At 40.0% G+C, this 11,435-nt stretch carries 11 protein-coding genes; 1 reads left to right on the forward strand and 10 read right to left on the reverse strand.

Features of this window, described 5'->3' with window-relative positions; genetic code table 11:
* From B2V92_RS13990 to B2V92_RS14035, 10 genes are all read right to left on the reverse strand, one after another.
* Nucleotides 1-588, reverse strand: a 588-nt coding sequence (locus B2V92_RS13990; RefSeq protein ID WP_293309159.1) for an OmpA family protein, incomplete at its 3' end; no start/stop codon positions are given.
* Nucleotides 589-764: 176 nt separating this feature from the next.
* The gene (locus B2V92_RS13995) at nt 765-1,457 is read right to left on the reverse strand and encodes an ABC transporter ATP-binding protein (protein WP_293309161.1); all 693 of its coding nucleotides are present in this window, start codon (nt 1,455-1,457) and stop codon (nt 765-767) included.
* 2 nt (nt 1,458-1,459) lie between these two features.
* Nucleotides 1,460-2,932, reverse strand: a complete 1,473-nt coding sequence (locus B2V92_RS14000) for a DUF5687 family protein (RefSeq protein WP_293309163.1) — start codon at nt 2,930-2,932, stop codon at nt 1,460-1,462.
* 65 nt (nt 2,933-2,997) lie between these two features.
* Nucleotides 2,998-4,278 carry a replication-associated recombination protein A gene (locus tag B2V92_RS14005; protein ID WP_293309165.1) on the reverse strand — a complete coding sequence of 427 codons (1,281 nt, stop codon included), beginning with the start codon at nt 4,276-4,278 and terminating at the stop codon, nt 2,998-3,000.
* A gap of 303 nt (nt 4,279-4,581) precedes the next feature.
* A complete protein-coding gene (locus tag B2V92_RS14010; RefSeq protein WP_293309167.1) occupies nt 4,582-5,877 on the reverse strand; it encodes an MFS transporter in 1,296 nt (431 codons plus the stop codon).
* Nucleotides 5,878-6,115: 238 nt separating this feature from the next.
* A complete protein-coding gene (gene hisS / locus B2V92_RS14015) occupies nt 6,116-7,507 on the reverse strand; it encodes a histidine--tRNA ligase (protein ID WP_293309169.1) in 1,392 nt (463 codons plus the stop codon).
* A gap of 68 nt (nt 7,508-7,575) precedes the next feature.
* On the reverse strand, nt 7,576-8,187 hold the full coding sequence (locus B2V92_RS14020) for a LytR/AlgR family response regulator transcription factor (protein ID WP_293309171.1): 612 nt from the start codon (nt 8,185-8,187) through the stop codon (nt 7,576-7,578).
* Nucleotides 8,177-8,371, reverse strand: a complete 195-nt coding sequence (locus tag B2V92_RS14025) for a hypothetical protein (protein ID WP_293309173.1) — start codon at nt 8,369-8,371, stop codon at nt 8,177-8,179. The genes B2V92_RS14020 and B2V92_RS14025 overlap by 11 nt, the downstream gene beginning before the upstream one ends.
* Nucleotides 8,372-8,552: 181 nt before the next feature.
* Nucleotides 8,553-8,903 carry a translation initiation factor gene (locus B2V92_RS14030; RefSeq protein WP_293309175.1) on the reverse strand — a complete coding sequence of 117 codons (351 nt, stop codon included), beginning with the start codon at nt 8,901-8,903 and terminating at the stop codon, nt 8,553-8,555.
* Nucleotides 8,904-9,025: 122 nt separating this feature from the next.
* Nucleotides 9,026-9,907: a diacylglycerol/lipid kinase family protein gene (locus tag B2V92_RS14035; RefSeq protein ID WP_293309177.1), complete on the reverse strand. Its 882-nt coding sequence runs from the start codon at nt 9,905-9,907 to the stop codon at nt 9,026-9,028.
* Nucleotides 9,908-10,130: 223 nt separating this feature from the next.
* Between B2V92_RS14035 and metK the strand changes: the two genes are divergently transcribed.
* On the forward strand, nt 10,131-11,381 hold the full coding sequence (metK, locus tag B2V92_RS14040) for a methionine adenosyltransferase (protein ID WP_293309179.1): 1,251 nt from the start codon (nt 10,131-10,133) through the stop codon (nt 11,379-11,381).
* Nucleotides 11,382-11,435: the final 54 nt, after the last annotated feature.

Below are 11,435 nucleotides of genomic sequence, written 5' to 3' on the forward strand. Positions count from 1 at the left end.
TTCGTTATCAGCAATTGGCTCGGCAAAACCTTTACCAATGGTAACCAACCTGCTTGCGGGTACACCCTGAGAAACGGCATAAGCTTTAACGGCAGCTGCTCTTCTTTCTGATAGGCCCATGTTATATTGCTCAGTACCTCGGCTATCGGTATGACCGATAATTTTGATATCTGTATCAGGATATTGATTTAATGAAGAAGCTAAACTTTGTACGTTTGCTTTAGCAGCATCTTTTAAAGCCGTTTTATCGAAATCGAATAAAATACCGCTATCGAATTTCACAATAATACCTTCGCCTTCACGGATTACTTCAGCATTAGGAATAGCTTTCTGGATTTCGGCAGCTTGCCTGTCCATTCTACGACCGATAAATGCACCTGCTGTACCGCCGATAGCACCACCAATTAATGCACCAACTGCTGTATTACCGGCTTTTTTACCGATTAATGCGCCGATTACACCACCTGCTGCAGCACCAATACCAGCTCCTTTTTGTGTTTTAGTTAAACTATCACAACTTTGGAATGCCATCGATCCTACTGCCAACCCTATACTTAATGTCGCTATTCTTACTTTTGAAATACTCATGATATGCTAGATTTATAATTTCTACCCGACACATTCAAACACAATGCCAAAAACTACCTGAACCCTATTTTATGCCCATTTTGACCAATTTTGACTACAAATATTAATCGTAATGGCAAAAAAAGAGTCCCGACTGGTCGGGACTCTGAGATAATGTATCATTCTTAGTACAAAAACTAAGCGGAGAAATAACTCTCCAATTCTTTCAGTGTATTTTCGTCTGTTTTAAAATCTTTGATCACTTTACCTTTTTCTACCAGAACAATGCGGCTGCATACGTCGGTAACGTGGTTTAAATCGTGACTGGAGATAAAAGTAGTCATGTTGCCTGCCTGTTCTTTTAATAGCTTCTTTAAACGGATCTGCGTAGTTGGATCGAGGTTGGCAAAAGGTTCGTCCAAAATTAAAATTTCGGGCTTTTGCATCAATGCCGCAGCAATGCCCACTTTAACCTGGTTGCCTTTACTGAAATCGCGGATATATTTCCCGCTGTTCAAAATCTCGCCGTTAAAAAACTCACCATATTGGCTCAGGTAAGCAGAAACATCAGCTACGCTTAGGTTGTGTAAACTGCCTATAAAAATGAAATATTCTTCGGGGGTTAAATAATCGATCAGGAAACCTTCGTCCAAAAACGATGCTGTATAATTTTTCCAGTTATCGTTCTGCATTACGTTTTCACCTTTTGATAAAACCTCGCCAGTTGTTGGGCGGATCAAATCTAAAAGCATACGGAAGAAAGTGGTTTTACCTGCACCGTTATTCCCCACCAGTCCTACGGTTTCGCCGGCAGCAATCTGTAGATCTTCGATGTTTACAACGGTTTTATCGCCATAAACTTTCTGTAATTTCTTAACTTCTAAAATCATAATTATTCTCTAAAGCCTTCGGCTATTTTATATCGTTGTTTTTCAAGTCGTTTTGCAATGTAATTTACCCAGAAACCCCTTAACAGAAGCATGATTAAACCGAATATACCCACAACGGCCAGGCCCCAGTAAGGTTTATTCAATATGCCGAAGGGTACATACATTAAAATGGGTGTAAGTGCATAAGGGAACATCAACAGCCATTGTGTGGCACCGGTTCCCTGATAGTTAAAACTGGCAGCTTTGGTAATATCCAATCGTTTATAATTTAAAGTAGCCAGGTAAAGCACTACTACGGTTCCAAAACCGATATTGTATAAATAAGCGGCTAAATGCAACAGCAATAGCTTTGGGCTCTTAAAGCCATAAAAACTTGCCAATAGGGTAATAATGGTACAGCCAATGGTAAAAAGCAGGAATTTTGCTTTAATAAAGTCTTTAAAATCAATTTTATTGGCCAATATCCCATCAAAATGGGCACTTTGCCAGGCGAACATAAACTGACCATAAATGATAATAGATATACCTGTCATAAATATGGCTCCGAACATCATCTGGCCAAAAGCGTCTCTGCTAATTGGTTCCTGTTTGTAAAAAGCAAATCCATAAAAGAGGAAAAAGAAACCCATGATGACCGCCGAACGTGGGCGTTTATGACGGAGGATTAATTTCAGTTCTAATGCGGCCAGTTCGCCAACCTTACCAAAACGGTTAAGAAAAGCATAATCGGTACTGCCCTTTTTCTCCTGTTTTTTACTCAGTTCCTCTACATATAAATTTTTACGGAGGAAACCGGAGTTAATATAAAATATAGCAATGGCTGCCAGGGTAAATGCAAAAGCATATACGGGTTGAGCAACAATGGCCCTGAATACAAAATCGGATCCGGCCATGATCGAAATCACCTTGTAATATTCTAAAGCGGCAAATGCGGCAATAACAAGCATACCGATAAAAGTATATAGGGTATTGGTTATCGATTTACGCTTGATGTACAGTACCAGGTAGTTATTGAAAACCATGATAGAGAATATCGAAACGATATACATTAACGTGGTTATGGCGCCAAAAGCAGGGGCAATTTTAATAAAACAGAAAGGCAGGAAGATAAAAAACGGCCAAATATTGAATGCGGAAAAAAGCGCCTTAACATTTAAAAACTTGATAATTTTACTCCTCGAGATTCTTAAATGCAGGTAAGGGATAATGCTTAAGGTTGGCAGTTCCTGAAACTGTAAGCGCATAATAAAATCGAATGCAAAATAGTAGAGAATGATGCCGTTAAAACTTTTAATTACATCCTGACCGGGAAAAAAATAGTTTAACAAATGAGCCATACTTAAGCCGGCACCAATTGCCAGCACAAAAAAATAGAGCATAAAGAACCCCAGAACAATCTGGCCGGCAATACTACTGCCCCTGTTCCGCGAACGCCAAAAAGATTTTCTTTGATGGCTTAAAAAAGTACTCAGCATATTAAGTTTAGGTGTTTGATTTAGTCAATTTATATATTAGTATGCATTCGGTAAAAAATGTTACACTAATATTTGTATTTGTCTTTCCAGTTCTGTCTTAGCTTTTCGCGCAGCTTCTCTTCTGCCGCATTTTTGCCCGGATCGTAGAGTTTCGTGCCGCTTAATTCTTCGGGAAAATATTCCTGCGGCGAGAAATTACCTTCATACCCGTGCGAATACTGGTAATCTTTTCCGTAACCGATATTTTTCATTAGTTTGGTTGGCGCATTGCGGATATGCAAGGGAACCGGCAGATTTCCGGTCTGTTTAACCAAAGCCTGCGCTTTGTTAATGGCTTCGTAAGAGGCATTACTTTTGGGCGAACTGGCCAGATAAGTTACACATTGTGATAAAATAATCCGAGCTTCGGGGTAGCCGATTACGTTTACTGCGGTAAAACAGTTGTTGGCCAATAAAAGTGCATTTGGGTTGGCATTGCCGATATCTTCTGAAGATAAAATCAGCAACCTGCGGGCAATAAACAGCGGGTCTTCCCCCCCTTCTATCATCCGTGCCAGCCAATAAACGGCTGCATTCGGATCGCTGCCACGGATGGATTTAATAAAAGCCGAAATGATATCGTAATGTTGCTCGCCTGCTTTATCGTATAAGGCCAGGTTCTGTTGGGCATGCGCCAGTACATTCTCGTTGGTAAGCACCATTTTATTGCCACCGATACCGTTGATGGCAATTTCGAGCACATTTAACAATTTACGTGCATCGCCACCCGATAAACGGATCAATGCTTCGTGTTCTTTGATGGTGATCTTTTTTTCGGAGAGGATTGCATCTTTTTTAATGGCCGTTTGCAACAAACCTGCTAATTCCTCTTCGGTTAAAGATTTTAAAATATAAACCTGACAGCGGGAAAGCAAAGCGGAAATGACCTCGAAAGATGGATTTTCGGTAGTAGCGCCGATTAAGGTAACCAGACCTCTCTCTACCGCACCCAGCAAACTATCCTGTTGCGATTTACTAAAGCGGTGGATCTCGTCGATAAACAGAATTGGCAGTCCCAAAAAGCTATCTTTAAGCTGTGCCGCACGATCGATTACCTCGCGGATATCTTTTACACCACTGTTAATGGCGCTTAGGTTAAAAAAAGGCCGATCCAGCGCCTGCGAAATGATATAGGCTAAAGTGGTTTTACCGACCCCAGGGGGTCCCCAGAAAATCATGGAGGGCAATTGACCGCTCTCAATGGCTTTACGTAATACCGCACCCGCTCCTACCAAATGTTGTTGACCAACATATTCATCGAGGTTCTGAGGGCGCATACGTTCGGCTAAAGGAGGCAGATTTTGCATAATGGTAAATATATAAAATTTGATTATTCTGTTGGGTTATATTTACTAACCAAATACGAGGGGCATAAGTTTGCCACGGAGGCACGGATCAACATGGAGAGGTTAATGTGCCTTTCAATTTTCCGCGAACATCTTTGCAATATTTTAAAATTAAAGAATCTAAGATGATACCATCCAAAACATTACCTATGCAAAGTAGCTTAATGGGTGCCGTCACCCTGAATTTATTTCAGGGTCCATTTTGCGTGGAAGATGCTGAAATAAATTCAGCATGACGATCTCATTAGGAAAAGGATCTAAAACCTAATCCTCAATTTTCGAATGGTGCTTGGTATCTTTCATGGTGGTGTATAAAATCAACGAGATTAAGATACATCCGGTTACGTACCAATAGAAATAACTTTCGTGCCCGATGTTTTTAAACCAGAGCGCAAAATATTCTGCTGTTCCGCCGAAAATGGCAACGGTTAATGCATAAGGTAGGCCAACCCCCAGCGCCCTGATTTCGGCAGGAAACAATTCGGCCTTAACTACCGCATTAATACTGGTGTATCCGCTTACAATGATCAAAGCACTGATCATCAATAAAAATATAATGGTTGTATTGGTCTCTCCCGCTAAACCGGTTAATATTGGATAAGTACATAAACTTCCTAAAACGCCAAAACCGATCAACAAGGGTTTCCGGCCAATTTTATCAGATAACAAACCGAATAAAGGCTGCATAATCGCGAAAACCAGCAATGAGATAAATGATAAGGTTGTTGAAGTTTCTTTACTCAGGTGAACGGTATTTACGAGGAATTTCTGCATGTAAGTGCTAAAAGTGTAAAAGGCAATGGTTCCGCCTAAAGTTAAACCTACAACCGTAAAAACCTCTTTCGGATATTTCAATAATACCGCAATGCCGCCTTTTTTATCTTCCGAATTTTTATTTTTAAAAGCAGCGGTTTCGTCGATGTGCCTCCGCAGGTACAGCGCAATAAAAGAAAGTATGGCACCGATAAAAAAGGGTATGCGCCAGCCCCAGGCATGTAGTTCGGCCGGAGTGAGCAACCAATTCTGTAAAATAAGCTGAATGCCCAAAGCCAATAATTGCCCGCCAATTAACGTTACATATTGAAAGCTGGAATAAAAACCACGGTGTTTTTTGGTGGCCATTTCGCTGAGGTAAGTAGCCGAGGTACCATATTCGCCACCTGTACTCAGTCCCTGTATCAATCGTGCAAATACAAGCAACAGGGGGGCCGCGATTCCGATCTGTTTGTATCCTGGTGTTAAACCGATAATCAATGATCCGATGGCCATAATCAGTACAGAAATTGTCATGGATCGCTTACGCCCCAGTTTATCAGCAATGCTGCCAAATAACCATCCACCAATGGGACGCATTAAAAACCCCACGGCAAAAATGCCTGCGCTATTTAATAACTGTGCAGTTGGATTACTGTTGGGGAAAAATGCAGGTGAAAAATAAAGTGCAAAAGCAGAGTAGGTATACCAATCATACCATTCGACCAGATTACCTATCGAACCACCAAATATCGATTTCAATCTGTATTCTACATCCTTGATTTCTTTCTGTTTTGATTTTTCCATATTAGATAAGGATTGAATTTTGAATGAATGATTGATTGAATGAGAGAATGATTACTAATCAACAGTTCCTAATCAAAAATATGATAATTTTATCAAGAATACGAGAATGCGAATTACCAGGTTAGTTTAACCGCAAAGAAAAAGAAGTAAAACGCAAAGATCGCAAGGCCAGGCGCCCATTAACACTCAGCGTTTCTTAGCGAAACCCTTTAAGTGCTTTGCGGTAAAAATGCGAAAGCTACTTCAACAACTCTAAAATCCCTAAAACAGTCAGCTTTTTCTGCTCGCCGCTCTGCATATCTTTTAAAGTAAGTTCGCCACTGGTAATTTCATCGCCACCAATTAAAACTACATAAGGTATTTTTTTTGCATCGGCATAAGCCATCTGTTTTTTAAGTTTTGCCGAACTTGGATACAATTCTGCTGATATACCTGCATTTCTGAACTGCTGAACAATTGGCAAAGCATATTTTTCGGCTTCCGCATCAAAATTACTGATCAATACCTTTGTTCCCACTTCTGCAGAGGCAGGAAAAAGATTAAGTTCTTCCAATACGTCGTAAATGCGGTCGGCACCGAAAGAAACCCCCACGCCGGTTAAGTCTTTTAACCCGAACATACCGGTTAAATCATCATAACGCCCACCACCACCAATGCTGCCCATGGCAACCTCGTTGGTTTTTACTTCGAAAATACAGCCGGTATAATAGTTTAAACCACGCGCTAAGGTGATATCGAGTTCTAATTTGGCGGTTAATGGCAACGCGTAAGAAATGAGGCTTTCTACATAGTCAAAAACCTGTTCAATTTCGGCAACGCCTTTTAAACCTGTTTCCGATTGTGCTAAAACTTCTTTCAAACTGGCAAGTTTTTCTTCGTTGGTTCCTTCGAGTAAAATTACGGGGCGGAGTTTTTCCAGGTCAGCTTCTGCAAAACCGCGCTCCAATAGTTCTTTACTCACACCATCTAAACCGATTTTATCCAGTTTATCAATGGCCACAGTCATATCGATAATTAAATCTGGCTTACCAATAATTTCGGCAATGCCCGATAGAATTTTCCGGTTGTTGATTTTGATACTGAAATCTTTTAAGCCCAGTTTGCTCAAAGCTTCGTTGTAGATCAGAATAAATTCGGCTTCGTTCAATAAACTTTCTGATCCTACCACATCTACATCGCACTGATAAAACTCGCGGTACCGACCTTTTTGCGGACGATCAGCACGCCAAACGGGCTGCACCTGAAAACGTTTAAAAGGCAAGGTAATTTCGTGCTGGTGCATTACCACGTAACGGGCAAAAGGTACAGTTAAATCGTAGCGCAGAGCTTTCTCAGAAATTAAGGGGATCAGTTTATTGCTGTTATCTTCATCGGCGAAATCAAAAGCTTTCTTTTTTGGATCTTTAAGAAATTCGCCGCTATTTAAAATTTTAAAAATCAGTTTATCGCCTTCATCGCCGTACTTTCCGGTTAGGGTAGAAAGATTTTCGAAACTTGGCGTCTGTATTTCGGCGTAACCATATTTCATGAAAACCGTTTTAATGGTATCATAAATAAAATTGCGTTTTACCATTTCTACAGGAGAAAAATCGCGGGTTCCTTTTGCTAATGAGGGTTTAATAACTGACATAGCCGCAAAAGTACAAAAATGTAATGTTTAAACCTCGCAGGTTTCAAAAACCTGCGAGGTTTTTACTGCTACTTCCCCAACATTTCCTTTACCATTTCCCTATTTGGTTTACTTACCGGAATTTTATCACCATTATCCATGAGCAGCGTTCCGCCATCTTCTTTTAACCAGCTCTTAACAAATTTTGGGTTTACAAGATGGCTTTGGTGTGCACGTACGAAACCCTGCGGTTTAAGCAGATCGGAATATTCTTTTAATGATTTTGAAATCAGCAACTGATCTCCATCGCTGAAGAAGAAGTTGGTGTAATTGTTATCAGCTTCGCATCTTACAATTTCATCAGGACTAACATATCTGATTTCGTGCTGTTGGGGCAAAGCAATCCGGCCATTTACCTTAACATCTTCTTTTTTATCAATCTTTTCCCCTACAGTTGGATTTTGATAGGCCGTGGGCGGGGTAAAATTTATAGCAACGTTATTGGGTGCTATTTGAGGTTGCGAACGGCTTTTTTTGATCAAATAATAGATCAGCATAAACACTCCAAAAATGAAACCTAAAAACAAAACACCCACGACTAAAAGTATAATTATTTCGGCCGTACCCAACATAGCAGCACGAGCAATCTGAATGCCAAATGCATGTATAAAAATCAGCCCAAAAATTATTCTATTTCTCATTTTTAGTAGTCTTCGTCTTTTTAATTAAATGTAAACATAATAAAACAAAACCGGTCACCCCAGCAATTGCAATAAAGCCTACAATTAGCAGAATAATCAGTTCAGGCACACCGATAGTGATGGCGTGGGCTACCTGAATACCAAAAGAGATAACAAAAAAGAATAAGATTAATAACTGTTTCATGTTGATTTATTTAAATGTTTAACGAAAGTAGCTATGCACTATACATTAAAAAACCAACATTGAGGATCAAGCAGGATTTGATGAGGATTAAAGGTCGGGCTTTTAGAATTTGTAAGGATTGTTATTGCAGCAGGTACCTAAAAAAGATGCTTCTTTGCATTCAGGATAACAGCTTTTTCTATTACCCCCCAGCCTTTTTCGCTTTATAGCCGTCTTTTTGCAATATGCCCATTACTTTATCACGCACATCGCCCTGGATCATTATTTCGCCATCTTTAACCGAACCACCTACGCCACATTTGGTTTTAAGCATTTTACCCAATACCTCTAAATCTTCAGCTCTTCCCCTAAAACCTGTAATCAAAGTTACCGCTTTACCGCCACGGTTCTTTTTATCGAGCATTACCCTTAAATCCTGCTGGTTATTAGGTGAGGTAACGGTATCATCAACTTCTTCTTCGTATTCGAATTCGGGATTGGTAGAATACATAATTCCGCCAAGATCGCTTAAACTATTTTTCTTTGGTTTCATGCTTTTGTAAAAGGTTCATTGGTCAATGGTTTATTAGTTCATGGTTGATAGTTTGATGGTTCATGGCTTATTCACCAATCGCCATCCGCTCTACGCCTTACTCCAACCGCTTTACGCTCCACTCAAGGAACAATTACTTTTAACGAAAGTGGATTTACCACCGCTTCTATCTCCGTTCCCATCTGCAAAGGTTCGCCGTCCACATGCACAGCGCCTTCTTTTTCCCTTATAATTTTAATATTTTTTCCTTTAATAATTTCAATCATATCAGATGTTTCTGCTTTCCCCCTCAACATTACATAACCCAAAACAGGCAGTTTTATTATCGGAAAAGGTTTAATAATGCAAACATCCAATAAACCATCCTTTACCGAAGCATTGGGCGCAATGTAAACATCGTTACCGTACTGCGATGAATTGGCAATACTGATGGCAAAAGCCTTTCGGGTATATTCGGTTCCATCGATATTAAGCTGATAGGTTTGGGGCTTATAGTTAAAAACCTCTTTAAAACCGAGTTTCACATAACCCGATAAGCCACGTTTTTTATCTTTCGAAAAAACAGAGCTTAAATGGGCATCGAAACCCATACCGGCCAGATTAAAAAAACACTTATTGTTAAACTCTGCAGTATCCACTTCATCAACATTAAAATTATTGATGATGGAAAGTGCGTAGCGTAAATTTTTAGAGATGTTTAAAAACCGGGCAAGCCCATTTCCCGATCCCAATGGCAAAATGCCTAAAATTTTATCATGCTTTAATACTTTACCTGCCACTTCGTTAATGGTTCCATCACCGCCAGCCGCAACAATTACATCGAAATTTTTAGTGGCCGCCTCGTCGGCAAGTTCGGCGGCGTGACCAACATATTCGCTAAAAACAAAATTCGGACTAAACTTTTCCTTATCCAGGTATTTATCGATAAAATCGGGAATACGCAGCTTCCCTCTCCCACCAGAGATAGGGTTAATGATAAAGAGGATATTGATCTTTGTGTGCAAAGTGTAAGAATGAATGCACAAAATAATCTATAATTTTTGAAATAAAGAAAATATGCTAATTTTGCACCAGTAAAAAGTGGATTGATTTGCTATCCCGATACTTCGGGACCGGATTGCAACCACTTAAAAAAATTGCTAATGCCTTCTTCCAATCATTTAACCACCTGTTTTCAAGGGGTTTGGCAATTATAAATTTGTTTATTTATCATTAATTATTTAATAAATGTCATATTTATTTACATCAGAATCTGTTTCTGAGGGTCACCCAGATAAAATCGCCGATCAAATTTCGGATGCGTTAATTGATAACTTCTTGGCTTTCGATCCCGAATCAAAGGTAGCTTGCGAAACTTTGGTTACCACTGGCCAGGTTATTTTGGCGGGTGAAGTAAAATCTAAAACATATTTAGATGTACAGCAAATTGCACGTGATGTGATCAAGAAAATTGGTTACACCAAAAGCGAATACATGTTCGAGGCCAACTCTTGCGGTATTTTATCGGCCATACACGAGCAATCGCAGGATATTAACCAAGGTGTAGATAGAAGCAATAAAGAAGATCAGGGTGCCGGCGATCAGGGCATGATGTTCGGTTATGCAACCAACGAAACCGAAGATTATATGCCTTTGGCTTTAGATCTTTCGCATAAATTATTACAGGAACTTGCCGTTTTACGCCGCGAGAACAACGAAATCAAATACCTGCGTCCGGATGCAAAAAGCCAGGTTACGTTAGAGTATGATGATAATAATAAACCAGTGCGTATCGATGCGATTGTAATTTCTACACAGCACGATGATTTTGACGAAGAAGCTGCAATGCTGGCCAAAATCAAAACCGACCTGGTAAACATTTTAATCCCGAGGATTATTAAAAGCAATCCGCAGTATGCGCATTTGTTTAACGATAAAATCGAATACCACATTAACCCAACGGGTAAATTTGTAATCGGCGGTCCGCATGGTGATACCGGCTTAACAGGCAGGAAAATCATTGTAGATACCTATGGTGGTAAAGGTGCCCACGGTGGTGGTGCTTTCTCGGGTAAAGATCCTAGTAAAGTAGATAGAAGTGCTGCTTATGCTACACGCCACATCGCCAAAAATTTAGTTGCTGCAGGCATTGCCGATGAAATTTTGGTTCAGGTATCATACGCTATCGGTGTTGCAAAACCGATGGGTATTTACATCAATACTTACGGAACAGGTAAAGTGGGTAAAACTGATGGCGAGATTGCAAAAATCGTGGAATCGATTTTCGATATGCGTCCTTACTTTATCGAGCAACGTTTAAAATTGAGAAACCCAATTTACAGCGAAACTGCTGCTTACGGACACATGGGCCGTACGCCAGAAACGGTTACCAAAACCTTCAGAACACCTAATGGCGAAGAAAAAACGGTTTCGGTTGATCTGTTTACCTGGGAAAAATTAGATTACGTAGATCAGGTTAAAGCTGCTTTCGGCATTTAATCAATCAGGATAAATATTAAGAAACGGCGCTCTGCAGCATTGCAGAACGCCGTT

Source organism: Pedobacter sp. UBA5917 (assembly GCF_002432345.1).
Classification (GTDB): domain Bacteria; phylum Bacteroidota; class Bacteroidia; order Sphingobacteriales; family Sphingobacteriaceae; genus Pedobacter.